The sequence below is a fragment of the Chlorobaculum parvum NCIB 8327 genome (genome assembly GCF_000020505.1).
GTDB classification, from domain to species: Bacteria; Bacteroidota; Chlorobiia; order Chlorobiales; family Chlorobiaceae; genus Chlorobaculum; species Chlorobaculum parvum_A.
Genome location: NC_011027.1, coordinates 1655654 through 1674791 on the forward strand (window position 1 = coordinate 1655654; position 19138 = coordinate 1674791).

General features: G+C 55.5%; 17 protein-coding genes. 7 read left to right on the top strand and 10 right to left on the bottom strand.

The annotated features are described in order from the left end of the window. Positions 1-5 precede the first annotated feature (5 nt). The 3 genes from CPAR_RS07675 to CPAR_RS07685 are packed head-to-tail and all read right to left on the bottom strand — an operon-like array spanning position 6 to position 1859. Positions 6-566: an ExbD/TolR family protein gene (locus CPAR_RS07675; protein WP_012502744.1), complete on the bottom strand. Its 561-nt coding sequence runs from the start codon at positions 564-566 to the stop codon at positions 6-8. 1 nt (position 567) lies between these two features. Beyond that, positions 568-1101, bottom strand: coding sequence for an ExbD/TolR family protein (locus tag CPAR_RS07680; protein ID WP_012502745.1), 534 nt, complete (start codon positions 1099-1101; stop codon positions 568-570). Positions 1102-1109: 8 nt separating this feature from the next. Continuing rightward, positions 1110-1859, bottom strand: coding sequence for a MotA/TolQ/ExbB proton channel family protein (locus CPAR_RS07685; RefSeq protein ID WP_012502746.1), 750 nt, complete (start codon positions 1857-1859; stop codon positions 1110-1112). A gap of 343 nt (positions 1860-2202) precedes the next feature. Between CPAR_RS07685 and dnaG the strand changes: the two genes are divergently transcribed. Then, positions 2203-4086 (top strand): DNA primase, encoded by a 1884-nt coding sequence (dnaG, locus tag CPAR_RS07690; protein WP_156773409.1) that lies wholly within the window; start codon positions 2203-2205, stop codon positions 4084-4086. A gap of 114 nt (positions 4087-4200) precedes the next feature. On the opposite strand, the gene CPAR_RS07695 is transcribed toward dnaG, so the two are convergent. The 3 genes from CPAR_RS07695 to CPAR_RS07705 all read right to left on the bottom strand — a co-directional run bounded on the left by CPAR_RS07695 (position 4201) and on the right by CPAR_RS07705 (position 7976). After that, entirely contained in the window at positions 4201-5226 is a 1026-nt protein-coding gene (locus CPAR_RS07695) for a DUF2971 domain-containing protein (protein ID WP_012502748.1), read from the bottom strand. Positions 5227-5347: 121 nt separating this feature from the next. Beyond that, a complete protein-coding gene (gene glyA / locus CPAR_RS07700) occupies positions 5348-6670 on the bottom strand; it encodes a serine hydroxymethyltransferase (protein WP_012502749.1) in 1323 nt (440 codons plus the stop codon). A 25-nt stretch (positions 6671-6695) separates the two neighbouring features. Then, entirely contained in the window at positions 6696-7976 is a 1281-nt protein-coding gene (locus CPAR_RS07705; RefSeq protein ID WP_012502750.1) for a bifunctional 3,4-dihydroxy-2-butanone-4-phosphate synthase/GTP cyclohydrolase II, read from the bottom strand. Positions 7977-8239: 263 nt separating this feature from the next. On the opposite strand from CPAR_RS07705, the gene carB reads away from it, so the two are divergent. Further along, positions 8240-10096 carry a carbamoyl-phosphate synthase large subunit gene (gene carB / locus CPAR_RS07710; RefSeq protein ID WP_012502751.1) on the top strand — a complete coding sequence of 619 codons (1857 nt, stop codon included), beginning with the start codon at positions 8240-8242 and terminating at the stop codon, positions 10094-10096. On the opposite strand, the gene CPAR_RS07715 is transcribed toward carB, so the two are convergent. Beyond that, positions 10056-10535, bottom strand: a complete 480-nt coding sequence (locus CPAR_RS07715; RefSeq protein ID WP_156773411.1) for a putative molybdenum carrier protein — start codon at positions 10533-10535, stop codon at positions 10056-10058. The two genes, carB and CPAR_RS07715, sit on opposite strands and share 41 nt — an antisense overlap. Positions 10536-10622: 87 nt before the next feature. Between CPAR_RS07715 and CPAR_RS07720 the strand changes: the two genes are divergently transcribed. Both CPAR_RS07720 and CPAR_RS07725 read left to right on the top strand, forming a co-directional pair. After that, the gene (locus CPAR_RS07720) at positions 10623-11114 is read left to right on the top strand and encodes a hypothetical protein (protein ID WP_012502753.1); all 492 of its coding nucleotides are present in this window, start codon (positions 10623-10625) and stop codon (positions 11112-11114) included. 103 nt (positions 11115-11217) lie between these two features. Next, on the top strand, positions 11218-11712 hold the full coding sequence (locus CPAR_RS07725; protein ID WP_012502754.1) for a ferritin: 495 nt from the start codon (positions 11218-11220) through the stop codon (positions 11710-11712). A gap of 97 nt (positions 11713-11809) precedes the next feature. Here the strand turns inward: CPAR_RS07725 and CPAR_RS07730 are convergent, their stop codons facing one another. Beyond that, positions 11810-12682 carry a metallophosphoesterase family protein gene (locus CPAR_RS07730; RefSeq protein WP_012502755.1) on the bottom strand — a complete coding sequence of 291 codons (873 nt, stop codon included), beginning with the start codon at positions 12680-12682 and terminating at the stop codon, positions 11810-11812. Between the two features lie 208 nt (positions 12683-12890). On the opposite strand from CPAR_RS07730, the gene glgP reads away from it, so the two are divergent. Both glgP and CPAR_RS07740 read left to right on the top strand, forming a co-directional pair. Further along, positions 12891-15011, top strand: a complete 2121-nt coding sequence (gene glgP / locus CPAR_RS07735; RefSeq protein ID WP_012502756.1) for an alpha-glucan family phosphorylase — start codon at positions 12891-12893, stop codon at positions 15009-15011. 17 nt (positions 15012-15028) lie between these two features. Then, entirely contained in the window at positions 15029-15970 is a 942-nt protein-coding gene (locus CPAR_RS07740; protein WP_012502757.1) for a dihydroorotate dehydrogenase, read from the top strand. A 1-nt stretch (position 15971) separates the two neighbouring features. Here CPAR_RS07740 and CPAR_RS07745 read toward each other — a convergent pair whose 3' ends face one another. Next, the gene (locus tag CPAR_RS07745) at positions 15972-17072 is read right to left on the bottom strand and encodes a DUF4407 domain-containing protein (protein WP_012502758.1); all 1101 of its coding nucleotides are present in this window, start codon (positions 17070-17072) and stop codon (positions 15972-15974) included. Positions 17073-17244: 172 nt separating this feature from the next. Here CPAR_RS07745 and ispF point away from each other — a divergent pair, with 172 nt between their 5' ends. Further along, a complete protein-coding gene (ispF, locus tag CPAR_RS07750; protein WP_012502759.1) occupies positions 17245-17718 on the top strand; it encodes a 2-C-methyl-D-erythritol 2,4-cyclodiphosphate synthase in 474 nt (157 codons plus the stop codon). Between the two features lie 93 nt (positions 17719-17811). Here ispF and CPAR_RS07755 read toward each other — a convergent pair whose 3' ends face one another. After that, positions 17812-19083, bottom strand: a complete 1272-nt coding sequence (locus CPAR_RS07755) for an ABC transporter permease (protein ID WP_012502760.1) — start codon at positions 19081-19083, stop codon at positions 17812-17814. Positions 19084-19138: the final 55 nt, after the last annotated feature.

A 19138-nucleotide genomic window follows, 5' to 3' on the forward strand; every position in this document is an offset into this window, starting at 1 on the left:
GCAGGTCACGCACCCTTGGCGACGGAGGGCTCCGACGCTGCATGGTGAGACGCTACCTTGTTGATTTCAGCCTGATCCTGATCGGTAAAATCATCGAGGCTGAAGCGGTCGATCTTCATCAGGTTGAACTCGTCGATAATATCGACCAGCGACTTGTATTTGGCCTTGTCGCTGATGCGAACGACGATTACCAGCTTGCTGTTTCGCGCGAACTCCTGCCGCAGCGCCTGCCGCAGCTCACGACTGAGCGAAAAGTGCGCGTCGCCCTTGTCATACAACGGAACCTGACGAGGTGATGCCTCACCGAGAGACCAGTAGGCAAAACCGTCGCCGGGCACCCGGAGCGTCATCACGTTCAGCTCGGCCACCGCCACCTCGCCCTTCTCCGGCGGAATGTTGATCTCCATCGTATTCGACTTGGCGAAGGTAGTGGTCAACATGAAAAAAGTGAGCAGCAGGAATGCGACATCGACCATCGGCGTCATGTCGAGCCGGAAACCAAGCCTTTTGCGCTGGCGTTTGCCCCGCTTCGAGCCGCGCCGTTCGGGTGAATCGACCATGCCCATATCAGCGAACCTCCTTTTCGAGCACGGTCACCAGGTTGAAGTTGAGCAGGTTCATCTTCTTGAACACCTTGATGACATAGTTGACCGACTCGTAATCGGCGTTGTTGTCCGCCTTGATGACCGGCCTCATCCGCTGGTCGGCAAAGCGCGACATCATGATGTAACGGGCAAGCTCCTCCTTCTCGATTTTGAAACTGTCGGTAAGCTTGAACCTGTTGAGCGAATCGGCCACAGCTGCCGGAGACATACCACCGTTCAGGAGCTTCTGCCGGATGACCGAATCGAACAGCCGCTCTCTTGTCGGCTGCGACGAAACCCCCATGTAGAATGAGTTGTCGCCGGCAACGGTCACAGTGAGCACCTCCGACTCGGGCAGCTTCATGTTGGAGTGGGATGAGGGCAGATCGATCTGCACCACTTCCGGCGGCCGGAACTTGGTGGTCAGCATGAAGAAGGTGAGCAGCAGAAACGCCACGTCCACCATCGGCGTCATGTCGATCCGGAACCCGACCCTTTTTCGTTTGATCCTGGACATGACTTACTTCACGCTTGGGATTTGCCCGTGCCGAGGGTCTGGATGATGTAGAAGGCAGCCTCGTCGATCTGGTAGCTGAACTTGTCAACCCGGTTGGTAAACACATTGTAGGCCACGATGCCCATAATACCGCCGAGAATGCCGAGCGCCGTGTTGAAGAGCGCCTCGGAGATGCCGAGCGAAAGCTGCACGGCGTCGGGCGCGCCGCTGGTGGCCATCGCTGCGAAGGCGCGGATCATGCCGAGTGTGGTGCCGAGCAGGCCGACCATGGTCGAAATCGAGGCGATGGTCGAGATGGCCACGAGGTTCTTTTCGAGCAGCGGCATCTCCATGACGGTCGCCTCCTCGACAGCTTTCTCCATCTCGCTGATGCGCTTTTCACGGTCGGTCACATTGTGCACCGCCAGCATCTTGTAGCGGTCGAGCACCGCCCGCATCACAGCCGCAAGCGAACTCTGATGATCGTCGCAGCGGGAAATGGCCTGATCAACCGCGCCCGCATCGATATCCTGCTTGAGGCTCTGCACAAACTCGGTGATGTTGCCCTTGCCCGAAGCCTTGTTCAGCGCCACGATACGCTCGACCACGTAGGCAATCACCATCAGGATAAGCGCCATGAGCACCGACACAATCGGCCCACCCTTCCAGAGCGCGTGGAACATCGAATCCGGTGGCGTCGTGCCCATCCAGACATAGAATCCGAGAGAAACCGAGTAGGTCACCACAATCAGAATCGCCGTAAAAAAACCCTGCTTCATAGCGTACAAATTGAAAGGTTGGAGTTATCGGAATTCATGGGAAATTCCCCCCTTTGTTCAAAAACAGTACCAGGCAACTCATCGGCAGGCAGGTCAGCCCCCGCGGATCAAGCCATCTTCAATACAAACGAGTTACCACTGTGATAATGTAGTAACAAAGCACTTTCCCGACAACGACTAAAGTGAAGAAGAAGGTGGGAATATGGCGTTCAGGCAAAAAAAAATTCAGAAAACGTCCTGTTTAAAACCGGGAAGAACGGATTGTGATTTATGTATTTTAGGACTATCATAACACCGCAAACCAAGTCACCCGGAAGAAAAGTCGCCCATGATCCCCCAACGCATGATTGATGAAGTCCGACAGAGTTCGGACATTGTTGACATAGTGTCGGATTATGTCAGGCTCAATCCGTCAGGCCGCCACTTCAAGGCCCTCTCCCCCTTCACGCAGGAGAAAACCCCCTCCTTCATCGTTTCGCCCGACAAGCAGATCTACAAATGCTTTTCGAGCGGCAAGGGAGGCAACGTCTTCACCTTCATCATGGAGATGGAGAAGGTGACTTTCCCCGAAGCGGTCGAGATGCTGGCCAAGCGCGCCGGAGTGGACACCAGCAAATACCAGCTGCAGAAAGCGCAACAGGAAGACAAACAGGAAAGCAACCAGCATGAAACGCTCCGCTGGGCAGCCCGGTTGTTTCACCAAACTCTGGAGAGCGATGCAGGCAGGGCGGCGTATGCCTATCTCGTCGGCAAGCGTGGACTGGAAGCGAGCACGATCCGCAAATTCGGCCTCGGCTTTGCACCCGAAGCGTGGGAGTTCCTGCTCGACGCTGCCCGGCGTGACAACATTCCGGTCGAGCAGCTCACCGCCCTCGGCCTCGTGACGCGCCACCGGGAGCGCAACAGTCTATACGACACCTTCCGCAACCGGATCATCTTTCCGATTCTGACTGTCGGCGGACAGGTGGCCGGCTTCGGCGGCCGGACGCTCTCGAACGATCCGCAGACACCGAAGTACATCAACTCGCCGGAGAGCGCCATTTTCGAAAAGTCGAAACTGCTCTACGGAATGCACGCCGCCAAAAACGACATCCGCAAGCAGGAGACGGCAATTCTCGTGGAAGGCTACATGGACGTGATCGCCATGCACCAGGCCGGAGTCACCAACACGGTGGCCTCCTCGGGCACGGCACTCACCCGCTACCAGGCAAAAATTCTCAAGCGCTACACCTCGCGCGTTCTTTTTCTGTACGACGGCGACAACGCGGGCAAAAAGTCGATGCTTGCCGGCATCGACATCCTGCTCTCCGAGGGGCTTACCCCGTGGGTAGTCCTCCTGCCCGGTGGCGACGACCCCGACAGCTTCATCAGAAACTATGGCAAGGAGGCGTTTCTCGAAGAGCTCGAAAGTGAGAAAAGCTCATTCCAGGATTTCCAGCTCCGCTGTTATCGCGACGCCGGGCTCATGGAAAACCCTGATACCGCCTCCAAAGCGATCTCGGCCATGACCAAAAGCATCGCCTTGATCGCCGACCCCGTCCAAAAGGAGTTATACCTCGAAGAGCTGTCGAAAAAGCTTGACCTCAGCCGCCAGACGCTCCGCAAGGTGATGGCCTCCAGCAACGATGATCGTGCGCCTCGCTACGAATCACGGGGGCCAAGCCAGCAGAAAAGCTCGCCCGAAGTGAAGGCCGATAATCGCCCGATCTCTGTGGCCGAGCGCACCTTTCTCGAAGCGCTGCTCGAAAGCACCTTCTACGGCAACGAAGTGCTCGATTTCGCCGCTTCGCACGAATCGATGTTCACGCTTGAACACCCTGCTGCACGAGCAATCTTTACGCATCTGGTCGAACGCTTCCGCGAGATGGACGACAAAGAAGGCCACATCGACATCACCTCGGAAATCAGCTCCCTCGGCCTGGAAGAAGCACGCAACATCGCGCTCGACATCCTCTTCCGACTTCCGGTCAGCGAAACCAACCTCCCCTCCCCGCAGGAAGCCGCCCAGCACGCCCGCCGCTGCCTTTCTCACTTCCTCGTCGCAGTCAAAACCATCGTACTCGAACCGCTGCAACGCCAGAAGCAGGACATTCTCAACCGCCTCAACAGCACATCTGAAAAGCCGGAAGAGAAAAAGCTTTTCGCGCAACTCCACGACATCAACAACCAGCTCCGCGAAATGGAGCAGGAGGTTGACGAGTCGATCAGAGGGATTCTGGGAGAATAAAACTTTATCTATTCGATTCGAGAGCTTCTAATAAATATTTCTTATCCAACATCTATTAACGAAAGCAACAGAGCAATATGAGGCATTCCATAAAGCCAGCAATCGGGTACTCAATCATCTAACAGGAATACCAGAAACCCTTACTTTCGACTCTGCTTCCAAAACACCAATATTTGTTAATTCCCGACAAAAAGCCTCATACATACTATCAGGGCATTCCGAAGGACCAATGATTAAGCTGTCAAACATTTTACAAAAATCAATAGCAGAAAGCATAGGATGAATAGCAGAATCCAGAGGCATCTTGCATATTTTCTGTGAAAAACCCGCTATTTCATCCTCACCTGACTCAATTAATTGAGAAGAAAATTCTGGCAAACCGCATTCTGGCAAATAAATACAACGCCACTCACGCTCTTCTTGAAATCCCTTATGTTTAATACAGAAAACATTAACCAGAATCATTGAAACTATTGCATTTACAACAAGATCTGGACTTAGCCTCTTGAGAAAGAACTCATTATTTTTAACATTTTTGATTACCTCATCAAGCTCATAATAATACTGATCTTTTTCAGCATACAAAACAGGATTAAAGGATATACCCAAAGCTTGTGAAACGACTGATAGGGCTGGAATTCGAAGAACTATAGCAACATGATTTGACTGACCACCAAAAACTCTCCACATAGATAATCGACCTAATTCATTCTCACTTTCATCATGCTCTGAAACTGATAAAAAATAAAGATTATCCTTAGCTCCACGAGAATAATCATTATAAACCTTTATAGATCTATCAAAAACTCCAGGCAAGAACTCCTCAATAATATTTCCAAATTTAACCCAATGTTTATTCTTTTTTGATACAAAATCATCCATAAAATTGAAGCCATTCTGCACTTCCCGATAGTCTGACATATGAACAGCGTTACACATGTTAGCGCGCTTGTTTCTAATAATAGAGAAAGCAGACTCTGCCGATGTGTAATGAACAAATAAGACATCATTACTAATCAAGCCTGAGCTCGAGAAATAATACTGCATCTTCTTATAAAAAAAACTCGGCAAAAAAATCTCTTCCAATCTTAACAGATCATCATTAAAACTCCCCGCAAGCCCGTTACCCGTGTCAGACATAATTTTTTACCCTGTTTTCAGTTAGGACCAGAACGAAAATATATAGTAAAAAACAAAAATAAAAAAAGCCGGTCACCTTCACAGTAACCGGCCTTTTTGGTAATGCTCTGGCGCCCCCAGCTTACACCTGCAAGCCGTAGCCGTTCAGCGGGAACTGCAGGCACAGTTCGCGGACTTCGGCCCTGACCTGTTTGCAGACATCGGCGACGTTGTCGTCGTTGGCTGCCGAGATGACGCGATCGATGAACTCAACGATCTTTTCAGCTTCGGCGACCTTCATGCCGCGGGTGGTCATGGCCGGGGTACCGACGCGGATACCACTGGTAACGAATGGTGATTTGTCGTCGAAGGGCACCATGTTCTTGTTGACCGTGATGCCTGCGTCGTGCAGCAGGTTTTCGGCCACTTTGCCGTTGACGTTCTTGTTACGCAGGTCAAGCAGCATGAGGTGGTTCTTCGTACCGCCGCTGACGATGTGGTAGTCGGCAGCGAGGAACTTGGCAGCCATCGCGGCGGCGTTGTCCTTGATCTGCTGCGCATAGGCTTTGAACTCGGGCTGGAGCGCTTCGCCGAAGGCAACCGCCTTGCCGGCGATGATGTGCATGAGCGGACCGCCCTGAATGCCAGGCATCACCTCGGCGTCGATCACCTCGGACATCATCTTCACACGCGGGCCATTCTTGGTGTTAACCGTAATGCCCATCGGATTCTCGAAATCCTTGCCCATCATAATCATGCCGCCGCGCGGGCCGCGCAGGGTTTTGTGGGTGGTGGTGGTCACGAAGTGGCAGTGCGGAACCGGGTTGGCCGAAAGTCCAGCGGCAACGAGGCCTGCCGGATGCGCGATGTCGGCCATAAGGAACGCACCAACCTTGTCGGCGATTTCGCGGAACGCCTTGAAGTCGAAGCCCTGAGAATAGGCGCTCGCGCCGGTGATGATGAGCTTCGGTTTGACCTTTAATGCCATCTCTTCGACCGCGTTCATGTCGATAATGCCGGTTTCCTTGTCGACACCGTAGGAGTGGGCGTCGAAGAACTGGCCGGAGAAGTTCACCTTGCTGCCATGGGTAAGGTGGCCGCCGTGGGAGAGGTCGAGCCCCATGATGGAGTCGCCCGGCTTGAGCACAGCGAAGAGCACCGCCATGTTGGCGCTGGAGCCGGAGTGCGGCTGCACGTTGACGTACTCACAGCCGAAAAGCTTCTTGGCGCGGTCGCGGGCGAGGTTCTCAGCGACATCGACAAATTCGCAGCCACCATAGTAGCGCTTGCCGGGGTAGCCCTCGGCATATTTATTGGTCATGACCGAACCGCAGGCTTCCATGACCGCCGTGCTGGTGAAGTTTTCCGAAGCGATCAGCTCCAGGGTTTCAGTCTGGCGTCTGGTTTCATTGGCAATCGCCTCGAAGACCTCGGGGTCGAGCCGCTTGAGAAGTTCGTAGTCCATCGTCTGTCCTTCTCCCGTGGGAGTTTTATTGTTTTTTATGCTGTTTCAGTTGCTCTTCGGCAAGACGCTCGAAGATAATGCGTTCGTTGCCGGAAACGGTTTCGATCATGTGACCGAGCTTGTCGCGCTTGGTCTGCAGGTAGTGGCGGTTCACCTCGTTCGGCTCGATTTCGAGCGGTACGCGTTCGACGATTTCGAGGCCATAGCCTTCCAGACCGACAATCTTTTTCGGGTTGTTGGTCATCAACCGCATCTTCCGAACGCCGAGGTCCTGAAGAATCTGCGCACCGATGCCGTAGTCGCGAAGGTCGGGTTTGAAACCGAGCTTCTCGTTGGCCTCGACCGTGTCGAACCCTTCATCCTGAAGATTGTACGCTTTGAGCTTGTTGATGAGCCCGATGCCGCGTCCTTCCTGCATCAGATAGACCAGGACGCCTCGTCCCTCTTTTTCGATCATGCGCAGGGCGGTTTCAAGCTGGTGGCCACAATCGCAGCGAAGCGAACCGAAGGTGTCGCCGGTGGCACACTGCGAGTGCACCCGAACCAGCACCGGCTCGCCATTGCCGACATCGCCCTTGACAAAGGCCATGTGGTTCTGGTTATCGACCATGGTTTCGTAGGCTATCAGGCCGAACTCGCCGTGCGCGGTGGGAAGTTTCGACTCGACGGCGCGGTGCACCAGCTTGCTCTGCTGCATCCGGTAAGCCACCAGATCCTTGATGGTAACGAGCTTCACGCCGAGCTTCTCCTTGAGCTTGAGCAGTTCGGGCACACGCGCCATGCTGCCGTCGTCGTGCAAAATCTCGCAAAGCAGTCCAGCCGGCTGGCATCCGGCAAGGCGGCAGAGATCGACCGCCGCTTCAGTATGGCCTACCCTGCGGAGTACACCACCATCCATCGCGCGAAGCGGGAAGATGTGCCCCGGACGCGAGAAGTCATCAGCCGTGCAGGACGGATCGGCAAGCATCTTGAGCGTCATGTATCGGTCGTAGGCCGAAATACCGGTGGTCACCCCTTCGGCGATCGCGTCGATTGAAACGGTGAAGTTGGTTTCGTGCTGGGAGGTATTGCGCTGCACCATCGGTTCGAGCTGTAACTCGCGGGCGCGCTCCATGGGAATGGCCACGCAGAGCAGGCCGCGCGCCTCTTTGGTGATGAAGTTCACCATCTCGGGGGTCACATGCTCGGCAGCGGCGATAAAATCGCCTTCATCCTCCCGATCTTCGTCATCGACGACGATGATCAGCTTGCCGTTTTTAATGTCTTCGATGGCTGATTCTATGGAATCGAACTGATTGTTGCTCATCACACTCCTGATCAATACTGTGGTTACCTGGCTCGGATTGCCGGTCGGAAATTACATGAAAAGAATATAATAGTAAAATAACGGGCACCCCTAAAATTCCTGAACCGTCTTCAGCGACAGGCAAAGCCACTCCAGCCGACGATGAACAGGCGGGCTTTGAGTTCGAGAGGCTTTTTATTATACTCTGGCCGTTGTAATGTACAGCCCTGAATCGTTATCTTGATTTACAGACCTCTTTTCAAGATTTTCCAACACGTCCGCGCATGACCACACCACGCCCTGAACTCTCCGAACAGGCGCAGGCCCTCAGCCAGAAGTTGCCCGCCTCGGCTATGAAAAAAGCCAAGGAGCACGGCTTTTCCGATTTCCAGATCGCAACCATATTCCAGACCGATGAAGCGGCCGTACGTGAGCTGCGAAGCCATTACGGCGTGGTCTCGGTCTTCAAGACCGTCGACACCTGCGCGGCGGAGTTCGACGCCAGCACACCGTACCACTACTCGACCTACGACGAGGAAAACGAGTCGGTGCGTTCCGACAACAAGAAAGTGATCATCCTCGGCGGCGGCCCGAACCGCATCGGCCAGGGCATCGAGTTCGACTACTGCTGCGTGCAGGCGGTGTTCGCCCTGCGTGAAGCCGGGTACGAAACCATCATGGTCAACTGCAACCCCGAGACGGTCTCGACCGACTACGATATTGCCGACAAGCTCTACTTCGAACCGCTGACTTTTGAAGACACCATCCGCATCATCGAGCACGAGCAGCCGCTCGGCGTCATCGTCAGCTTCGGCGGCCAGACCCCGCTCAAGCTTTCGACCAAGCTCGATGCTGCCGGCGTGAACATTCTCGGTACTTCGTCCGACGGCATCGACCTGGCCGAAGACCGCAAGCGGTTCGGTGCGCTGCTCGAAAAGCTTGAGATTCCGCATCCTGAATACGGTACGGCAACCAGCTTCGCCGAAGCTCAGGAAATCACCAAACGCATCGGCTATCCGGTGCTGGTTCGCCCCAGCTACGTGCTCGGCGGTCGCGCCATGCGCATCATCTACAATGACGACTCGCTCAAGGAGTACGTCGATCAGGCACTTTTCATCAGCGAGAAGTATCCGCTTCTGATCGACCACTTCCTCGAAACGGCCGTGGAGTTCGACATCGACGCTCTGGCCGACGAGACCGACTGCGTCATCAGCGGCATCATGCAGCACGTCGAGGCCGCCGGTATCCACAGCGGCGACTCCACCTCGATTCTGCCCTACTACAACATGGATCCGGCGGCAATCGCCACCATGAAGGAGTACACCCGCAAGCTCGCCAAGAGCATCGGCGTGATTGGCCTGATGAACGTGCAGTACGCCGTGCAGAACGGCAGCGTTTACGTGATCGAGGTCAACCCGCGCGCCAGCCGCACGGTGCCGTTCGTCGGCAAGGCGACCGCGATTCCGGTGGTCAAGATCGCCACGCGCGTCATGCTCGGTGAAAAGCTCTGCGACCTGCGCAAGGAGTTCAACCTGAAAGATTGTGATGAGTTGGGACTGAAGCACATGGCCATCAAAGAGCCGGTCTTCCCGTTCTCGAAATTCGTCAAGTCTGGCGTCTATCTCGGCCCGGAGATGCGCTCTACCGGTGAAGCCATGAGCCTTGCCGAAGTGTTCCCGGAAGCGTTCGCCAAAGCCTACCAGGCGGCAAGCATGCACCTGCCACCGTCCGGCACGGTCTTCATCAGCGTCAACGATCAGGACAAGTCGGAGAAGATCATCAACATCGCCAGGGAGCTGTACCGGATGGACTTCGACCTGGTAGCCACAACCGGCACGTACAATTTCCTGACTGAACACGGCATCGAGTGCAAAAAAATCTTCAAGGTGGGGGAAGAAGGACGCCCGAATATTTTCGACATCATCAAGCTCGGCAAGGTCGATTTCGTCATCAACACCCCGAGGGGCGAGCAGGCGCTGCATGACGAAGAGGCCATCGGCGCGGCATCGGTGCAGAGCGGCGTGCCGTTCGTTACCACCATCGAGGCTGCCGAAGCGTCGGCCATGGCGATCGCCTACATGCGCCGCCACGAGTTTGGCGTCAAGAGCCTGCAGGAGTACGCGACCTATCGCGATCAATAATTTCCGCCACGAAGCGCCGGGTATCGAAAGTGACGCCCGGCGACTCACTCTCCCTCGGCCCGGCCACGTTCAGCACCTCGATTCCGTTTTCCCCGATCCACTCAACTACAGCTTGCACATCTGATGCTTTGCCCAGATCGACAATCATGCAGGGTCGTTCGAACTTACGGGCGCACTCAACCGTCAGCTTCGTACCGCCACTCAGCGCTCCCGTAACAAGCACCAGCGTACCATCAGAGTCCCTGACATTCCACTCGGTTCGCGCCTCGTAGCGCGGCGATGGCGTTTCACGGAGCCGATACCGCTGCGGGATCTCGTCATCCTCGGCTCGGCGACCGCGCGGGCACCAACCGCCGTGCTCCAGCCCGGCCGCAATCGCCGCATCGAGCGCCCCGCGGTCAACGCCGGTCTGTCCGCCGGAAACAATACGAGTAAGCATGCGCATCGAAAATTATCTTGAGCATCCGCAATATCCCTGCCGTTGTTTATCTTGCGATCTCAATCCGTTCACCAACCATTGCATTCCATGTCCGAATCACCGACCATTGCCGCCCTTCTGGACGAATCGATACAGCTCGAACTGAACCTGGCCAGTCTCTACACTCTCTTCAACGATCATTTCGAGGAAGATGAAGAGTTCTGGTGGCAGCTTTCGATGGAGGAGCGCAGCCACGCCGCCCTGCTTCAGCAGGAAAAAAAGCAGCCCCAGCCGTTGCAGTTCTTCCCCGAAAATCTCCTCTCGAAAGACCTCGAAGCGCTGAAACAGAACAACGCACGGATCACCGGAGAGGCCAACCGCTTCAAGCAGAATCCGTACTCGCGAGACGAAGCCCTGAACCTTGCCCTGGAGATTGAAATGTCGGCTGGCGAGGCGCACTTCCAGGAATTCATGGAGAGCGAAACCGGATCGCTGACGGCCGATATTTTCAAGCAGCTCGCCAGCGAAGACCAGAACCACGCCAAGCGAATCCGGGAATACATGAAAGAACAGGGTATCGAAGCCGTAAAACTCGCCTGAACAACAGAATGCTGAAACGATCAGCCCCCCTTCATGGTTGGTTGTGCGACAGATAATCCTGAACATCACACAACCAACCATTCCCCAACTCAAGGAGACACCTATGCTCAGCAAAAAACTTCAGCAGGCGTTCAACGAACAGATCAACCATGAGATGGCTTCGGCCTATCTTTACCTGTCGATGGCGGCTTACGCCCATTCGATGAATCTTCCCGGATTCGCTCACTGGCTCGAACTTCAGTACAAAGAAGAGCAGGGTCATGCCATGAAGCTCTACAAGTTCGTCAACGAGCGCGGCGGCAAAGTTGAATTGCTTGCCATCCCCCAGCCGACCTCGGAGTTCAAATCGCCGGCCCACCTGTTCGAAGAGGTACTGAGCCACGAACGAAAAATCACGGCATTGATCAACAAGCTGTACGAAGCTGCCGTCGAAGCGAAGGATTACGCAGCCCAGGTGCTCCTGCACTGGTTCATCGAAGAGCAGGTTGAGGAAGAGGCGGCTGCGAGCGAAATTCTCGGCACCATCAAGATGGCGGGGGAAAAGGGACACGCTCTGGTCATGATGGACCGTCAGCTCGCCCGGCGCGGCATGAACTGACTTGATCCCGGAAATTCTGTTTCAAGATCGACCGAACCCTGGCTTTTGTCAGGGTTCTTTTTTTTAGCAGAATTCCGGAAATCTGCATTCCGGAGCTTTACCACACGACATTGACGAACCGGTGCGACCACTCGCCGTCCGCGCCGATCACCAGTTCTCCGTACCGTTTCGGGAAGTAGCGGAAACTGCCGCCGTTGATGAAGGTCACTCCCCCGACGCTGTAAACCTGGAAACGGTGAAAATGGCCATGCAGCACCAGATTTGAACCAAGCATTTTCATCATCCGCAGATAGTCGTCACGGTTTCTGAACTGCATCGTCCAGTCAAACGCCTGATCGATCATGGCGCCGGTGCCATAGACCTTGTAGGCGTGATGACAGAGCCCGATGACAAAACTGCCATCGAGCGCTTGCGCGACCTGCGGATCAGACAGCGCCTGAAGCGTTTGCGGCCAGACGCTACCCCGCGCACCGAGCGGGTTATCGGTCGGCGACCACGGGTCGACAGTATTGACCGCCACAAAAGAGATCGACATCTCCCCGAAACGCATCACCTTGACAAAAGGCAGGCCTGCTCCGGCCTCGCCGTCACCGCTGATGAGCGGCCGGAAGATGGCGTCGAACGCACGAATCCGTCCTTCGGCCCTCTTCTTCCGGGAGCCGTCAATCGGATTGAGCGCGTTGTAAATGCGCATCTCCTCTTCGAGATTGATCAGGTCATGATTGCCTGGAATAAGCGTTGTTTTGTTCCAGTCGAACAGGCCGTTTCGCTCAAGCGCCTCCCTCAAAATTTCCCAATCGGCAGGAGAGGCCGTGTCGATCAAATCACCGGTCATCACGAGGTGATCGTACCCCCGATGAACGAACTCCTCGAACATGCGCTCGAGCCTTGCAAGCTGATGGCGATCGCTCTTTCCCGCAATATGCAGGTCGGATAAATGAGCTATGGTTACTTTCTTACCAAAGGACACTGGTGCACTGTTGATTTACAGATTGAAAGGCTTAAATTTAGCTTTTCAAATTCAGTCAGTCAATCGATGAAACTGGCTTGGTTGCGGGGTAGCATTCCGCTCCCCGTTGTTCACCCTTGCGCTCCCGCCTCGGGGAGGCATCCGGCAAGATACTCCATTTTCTTAATCTGCACCACCTGAGGCGAGCAGCAAAACCCTTAAATCCAATATGTCAAAAAATATCTCCGCCGTTAAAAAGCTCTCAAGGAACCTGTGGTGGTCATGGGATACCGAAGCCAAAGAGCTGTTCAAAAATCTCTCGCCACTGCTGTGGGAGAAGGTCAATCACAACCCGGTGGAGCTGCTGCGGCACATCTCGGCAGAAGAGCTCGAAGCCCGCTGCTCGTGCGAGCTGGGCATCACCATCGACCAGGTCAGCAGGCGCTTTGAAGATTACCTTGCGGACAAGAACACCTGGGCGGCTAACCACGCGCCCCAACTGCTTTCCAGACCGGTGGCCTATTTCAGCGCCGAGTTCGGCATCCACGAAAGTGTCCGGATTTACTCTGGCGGCCTCGGCATTCTCTCCGGCGATCACATCAAATCGGCCAGCGATCTCGGCCTCAACTTCATCGGCGTCACCCTTTTTTACAAAGAGGGCTATTTCCGCCAGTACCTGAACCAGGATGGCTGGCAGAACGAAGATTACCCGCTGCAATACCCTGAAAGCCTGCCGGTCGAGAAGGTGACCGATGAAGACGGCAAGGATCTGATCATCGAGCTGACCATCGCGCAGAGCACCGTGTATGCGCAAGCCTGGAGCCTGAAGGTCGGACGCGCCACGCTCTACCTGCTCGACACAAACATTCCGGCCAACGAAGCGCACTACCGTGAAATCTGCTCGCGGGTCTATGGCGGCGACCAGAACATGCGCATCAATCAGGAGATTCTGCTCGGCATCGGCGGCGTCAAGCTGCTCAAGGCACTGAAGCTCGATCCTGCGGTCTATCACATGAACGAGGGGCACTCGGCCTTCCTGACGCTTGAACTGCTTGCCGAACAGCTCGGCAAGGGGCTCTCCTACCAGGAGGCGAAAGCCAAAGTCAAGGAGCAGTGCGTCTTCACCACGCACACTCCTGTGCCTGCCGGCCACGACCGCTTTTCGAGAGACATGATGAGCTACACCTTCTCGAAATACCTGGGTCAAATCGGCATCGATTTCGAAGACATGATGAAGCTCGGGGCAGAAAATCCGGCGGACACCTCGGGACTGTTCACCATGACCGTGCTCGCCCTGCAACTCTCCCGCTGCGCCAATGGCGTCTCGAAGCTGCACGGCGAGGTTTCACGTGAGATGTGGAAGCACCTCTACGGCACCGACGACCCCAACCAGGTGCCGATCGGCCACATCACCAACGGTGTGCACACCAGAAGCTGGAGCAGCGGTTTCACCGACCGGTTCTGGAAAAACCATGCCGAAAGCATTGAAGAGCTGTTCTCGTCGAGAGAGTCTGCGGAAACTGTTCTGGCTCGTGTTTCCGACAGCGAACTGTGGTGCATGCGCTACCGTCTGAAGCGCAATCTTATGGACTACATTTCGCGCTACCTGTCCAACCAGCTCTATCACCAGCACCAGTACACGCCGTACAAACCGGCGGACTCATCGAGATCGGCCAAAAGCATTCTGTCGCCCGACGTGCTGACCATCGGTTTCGCCCGGCGTTTCGCGACCTACAAGCGCGCTCCGCTCATCTTCCAGGATCTGGAGAGGCTGAACGCCATCGTCAACAATGCGAACATGCCGGTGCAGATCATCTTTGCCGGCAAAGCCCATCCGCACGACGATGCAGGCAAGGAGTACATCCGCCAGATCGTCGAACACTCGCGCCGCCCGCAGTTCCTCGGTAAAGTGATTTTCCTTGAGAACTACAATATCGGCGTGGCCAAGCGCCTCATTTCAGGCGTCGATGTCTGGCTGAACAACCCGGTCAGGCCGATGGAAGCCAGCGGCACCTCCGGCCAGAAAACCGTGCTGCACGGCGGCCTGAACCTGAGCATCATGGACGGCTGGTGGTGTGAGGCCTACAACGGCACCAACGGCTGGTCGATCGGCAGCGGAGAGGAGAACGACAATTACGACGAGCAGTATCGCATCGATGCCGCCCACCTGTACGAAGTGCTCGAACACCAGGTCATTCCAACCTTCTACGAGCGCAACGAGCACAACATTCCGGTCAGGTGGCTGAAAAACGTGCGCAACGCCATTGCCTCCATCGCTCCGGTCTATAACACCGACCGCATGGTCAAGGAGTACACCATGCGCTACTACCTCAATGACCAGCGTCCCTGAGCCATTAACAGAGTACCATGACCTCATCAGCTTCAACAGTTACCAACTCCCCTGCCGCCATCAATCTCGGCAGGGGTCTCGACCTCCGCTCGCCGGTCATGCTCGCCTCGGGCACCGTGTCTTACGGCGAAGAGCTTTCAAAACTCTGCGACCTGTCGAAAATCGGCGGACTGGTCACCAAAGCCATTTCGCCTGAGCCCCGCACGGGCAACCAGCCGCAGCGCATTGCTGAAACCTCGTGCGGCATAATCAACGCTATCGGACTGGCCAACGTCGGCCTCGACAAGTTTGTGTCGGACAAGGTTCCGTTTTTGCAGACAATCGGCACGCAGGTGATCGTCAACATCGCAGGCAAGTCGATTGATGACTACTGTCAGGTGGTCGAACGGCTCGACCAGGTTGAAGGCATCGCCGCCTACGAGCTGAACCTGTCCTGCCCGAACGTGAAAGGTGAGTGCATGATCATGGGCGTCAGCCCGGACGCGACCCGCGAGATCGTCTCGACGTTGCGCAAGCTGACCGACCGTCACCTGATGGTCAAGCTCACGCCGAATGTCACCTCGATCAGCGCCATCGCACTGGCTGCTGAAGAGAGCGGAGCGGACTCGGTATCGCTCATCAACACCGTGGTCGGCATGGCGATCGATTACCGCACCCGCAAGCCGCTTCTGAAGAATGTGACCGGCGGGCTGTCCGGCCCGGCTATCAAGCCGATTGCGCTGGCCAAGGTCTGGGAGGTATCGAATGCCGTCAAAATTCCGATCGTAGGCATGGGCGGTATCGCCTCGTTCGCCGATGCGATGGAGTTCCTGCTGGCAGGAGCCAGCGCCATCCAGATCGGCACGATGAATTTCGTCTATCCCGACATTGGCGAAAAAATTGCTATCGAGATCGACAACTTCTTCTCGCAACCGGATGCGCCGTCGTTCCAGGAATATGTCGGCAGTCTGATCGTTTAAGCTACCTGCTGCGCCGATAGCCGGAGAATTTTTTCCGACGGCCGGCAGGAGACCTGAACACCGGTCGGGAATATTGGCGTTCCGTACGGCTACGATCAAGCAAAGAAGGCTTGACGAGATAGGCGATAATTCGCGCCTCGCTTTCACGAATATCCACATCGGACGGACCGGCATCGGAAAGAAGCTTCACGATCAAGGGCGCGCATTCAAACGCGATAAGCAAGAGCGTGATGAATGAAACCGCATTGGCCGATGAACGGCTGACGTCATCAGTCGAATGGGTCAGAGCGCCAAGTGCCCAGTTGCGGTCTGCAAACCCCGCTTTTGAAGCCTTCTGATCGAGCAGCTCATCGGTGAACATGAGGTTGCTGTTTATGCCCTCCACCCCTTTCTGACGGTTCACGAACTCTTCGAGCGAAGCCAGTTCCCTGCCGAGATACTCCAGGCGGGCCTGCTTTGCCAGCACGACAGCCTCCTTGTTTTTCGCGTAACTGCCATAGCCCACAACTCCGGAGGTCGTGGAGGTCTTGTCGCCGAACACCTCGGCCTTCAGCTCGTCGCGCAAACGTCCCGTCTCCTTGTCGAGCTGGTCATATTCATTCCGGTACCTTGAGATCATGGAAAGCTCAAGCGCATATTTGGTCTTGAACGACTCCTGCAACCTCGCAATCTGCGCCTGCTGGTCGGCCAGATAACGCTCTTTGAGCTTCTCGCGGATCTCCTTGTCGAATATTTTGAGTTCAAGCGGACGGGCAATAACGATGGCGATGAGAACGGCAAGGACGATCCGGGGCGAAGCCTGAAAAAGCTGCGTCCAACCTTTTGAAGTTTTTTTGATGCTGGATACGATGTAACGGTCGAGATTGAAAATGGCCAGCCCCCAGATCACTCCAAACAGTATCGACGCGAGCCAGGCAAACGGGCTTCCCGCAAAGACGAAGTACAGGGCATACCCTCCCGAAAGAGCGGCGAACAGGGCTGTAAAAAAGATCGTCGCGCCGATACCGAGATATTTGGCGTGTTCGGTAGGGTATTTCTCGATGATCTCGATCGGAGTACCGGAACATATCCAGAAAAAACGCTGCAAACGCCCGTCATTCATGATATTGTCTCCGTCATATCATTACTCTGTCTTTTTCACATAATGCAATTTAAATCCCGGCGACAAACATTCATATAAACTTTGCCGAGCCGGCTCGTATGGTTCTGTATTTGAGTGTTTTGTCCTATCTTCAGCTACAGATTGTTTCACTCATTTGAATCAACACCATACCATGCGCATAGGAATCGGAATAGACGTTCACCAGTTTTCAGAAGACCGGAAACTCATTGTCGGCGGGGTTGAAGTGCCCTCCCCGGTCGGTCTTCTCGGCCACAGCGATGCCGATGTGCTGTTGCACGCCATCAGCGACGCCCTGCTCGGCGCGGCGGCTCTCGGCGACATCGGCAAGCACTTCCCAGACACCAGCCCCGACTACAAGGACGCCGACAGCATGGAGCTACTGAAGCATGTCGGCAAGCTGCTTGAACAAGAGGGGTACAAGCCGGTCAACATCGATACCATGCTGCTGCTCGAAAAGCCGAAAATCGCCCCCTACATCGAACAGATGCGCCGCAATATCGCCAGCTGCCTCGACATGGACATGAACGACGTTTCGGTCAAGGCGACCACCAACGAAAAACTCGGCTACGTAGGCCGTCAGGAAGGCGCCTGCGCCCACGCAGTTTGTTTGATTGAAAAGAAATAACTGAAGAGCACCTGTTTTTCAGCGACGTGAGCGGCTTGATGGCAAGTCGGACGGAGCGCAGCAAACGAGCCGCGCAACAGCGGAAAACTGCGCTCACCCCACTTCGCCACGGAGCACCTGCACAGGCATGTAGCTCGTGGCTCTTCTGGCCGGACCTACCGAGGAGATCACGGCAATCACAATGCCGAAGGCAATCACGATGAGGTGCGCTTCCGGCGACTCGACCACCATCAGCCGGTCGCTGCTGACTACGCCCGCCTGGCTCGGCTCGAAGCGAATCCTCGCGATCAGGGTGCAGATCAGGTGCCCCACCGGGCTGCCGAGCAACACACCCAGCGTCCCCATCATCAACCCTTCGAGCATAAAGATGCGCGTAATGCTGCCGCGCTGCACGCCCATCGAGCGCAGAATCGCGATGTCCTTGACCTTCTGCAGCACCACGGTCGTCATGACCGACGACACACCGAGCCCCGCCACCACGAACACAAAGCTGACCAGCACCAGCGTGATGATGCCGTTTCGATTGTAGAAATCGATCACATTCCGATTGGCTTGGCTCCAGCTTTCGGTTTCGTACCCGGTCATCTTCTGGATCCTCGCCGCAAGCTCATCGGCCTTGTCAATATCGGCAATCCTCAATCCGATGCCGGTAACCGTATTGGACGAGAGCGCCTCCATACGCTGCGCCAGCGCAAGGTTAACGTACGCCTCGCTCTTGTCCTTGTTGTTGAAGCCACTCTTGAACCGCCCCACAACCATCACCGGATACTCGTTGCCATCCTTGTCCACCAGCATGATGGTGTCGCGGTACTTGACCTTCAGCTTCTCGGCCAGCAGCTCGCCGAGGATGATGCCGTTCGAGGTCCAGGCAAGTTCGGAGAGGGCTTCGGGTTCGAGCAGGTTTTTTTTCAGGTTCGCAATGCCCGATTCAAGCTGCGGCACCACTCCCTTGGCAAAGCAGGGTGTGTAGCGGTTTTTGTTGCGCGCCAGCAGCTTGCTGGTCACGTAAGGGGAAATGTCCTCGATCTCGGTGATCGGTTTGATGGTCTGCACAACCTGATTGTAGTTCTTGATCACCACCTTCTTGTCGGTAGTCACATTTTTGCGCACGAAAGCGATCTGCCCCGGAATGAAGCCGAACAGGTTGTCCGGCACCTCCGGCACAACCCGATCGGCGCCGATGGTGATGTGCGGAGCAATATCGATCAGCTTGATGAACACGCTCTGCGACGAACCCCGAGCAACCGCGATAGTGGTAATCATCATCGCCGAGCCGACCGCCACGCCGAGCGCCGTCAGAAGCGTCTGGCGCTTCCGCTCTCGAAGGTGCACCCAGGCAAATCGAAGCAGGTCGAGAAAGGTCATAATCCAGCCGTTTCAGAATGGTTAGCCGCACCGTATTTCATCATGTTGCAATGAA

Coding starts and splice junctions, on each gene's coding strand:
- CPAR_RS07695 (WP_012502748.1), bottom strand. CDS start 5,226: ATGTCTGACACGGGTAACGGGCTTGCGGGGAGTTTTAATGATGATCTG.
- CPAR_RS07755 (WP_012502760.1), bottom strand. CDS start 19,083: ATGACCTTTCTCGACCTGCTTCGATTTGCCTGGGTGCACCTTCGAGAG.
- CPAR_RS07720 (WP_012502753.1), top strand. CDS start 10,623: ATGTCCGAATCACCGACCATTGCCGCCCTTCTGGACGAATCGATACAG.
- CPAR_RS07685 (WP_012502746.1), bottom strand. CDS start 1,859: ATGAAGCAGGGTTTTTTTACGGCGATTCTGATTGTGGTGACCTACTCG.
- ispF (WP_012502759.1), top strand. CDS start 17,245: ATGCGCATAGGAATCGGAATAGACGTTCACCAGTTTTCAGAAGACCGG.
- CPAR_RS07740 (WP_012502757.1), top strand. CDS start 15,029: ATGACCTCATCAGCTTCAACAGTTACCAACTCCCCTGCCGCCATCAAT.
- CPAR_RS07680 (WP_012502745.1), bottom strand. CDS start 1,101: ATGTCCAGGATCAAACGAAAAAGGGTCGGGTTCCGGATCGACATGACG.
- CPAR_RS07705 (WP_012502750.1), bottom strand. CDS start 7,976: ATGAGCAACAATCAGTTCGATTCCATAGAATCAGCCATCGAAGACATT.
- CPAR_RS07745 (WP_012502758.1), bottom strand. CDS start 17,072: ATGAATGACGGGCGTTTGCAGCGTTTTTTCTGGATATGTTCCGGTACT.
- glgP (WP_012502756.1), top strand. CDS start 12,891: ATGTCAAAAAATATCTCCGCCGTTAAAAAGCTCTCAAGGAACCTGTGG.
- CPAR_RS07675 (WP_012502744.1), bottom strand. CDS start 566: ATGGGCATGGTCGATTCACCCGAACGGCGCGGCTCGAAGCGGGGCAAA.
- CPAR_RS07715 (WP_156773411.1), bottom strand. CDS start 10,535: ATGCTTACTCGTATTGTTTCCGGCGGACAGACCGGCGTTGACCGCGGG.
- dnaG (WP_156773409.1), top strand. CDS start 2,203: ATGATTGATGAAGTCCGACAGAGTTCGGACATTGTTGACATAGTGTCG.
- glyA (WP_012502749.1), bottom strand. CDS start 6,670: ATGGACTACGAACTTCTCAAGCGGCTCGACCCCGAGGTCTTCGAGGCG.
- carB (WP_012502751.1), top strand. CDS start 8,240: ATGACCACACCACGCCCTGAACTCTCCGAACAGGCGCAGGCCCTCAGC.
- CPAR_RS07725 (WP_012502754.1), top strand. CDS start 11,218: ATGCTCAGCAAAAAACTTCAGCAGGCGTTCAACGAACAGATCAACCAT.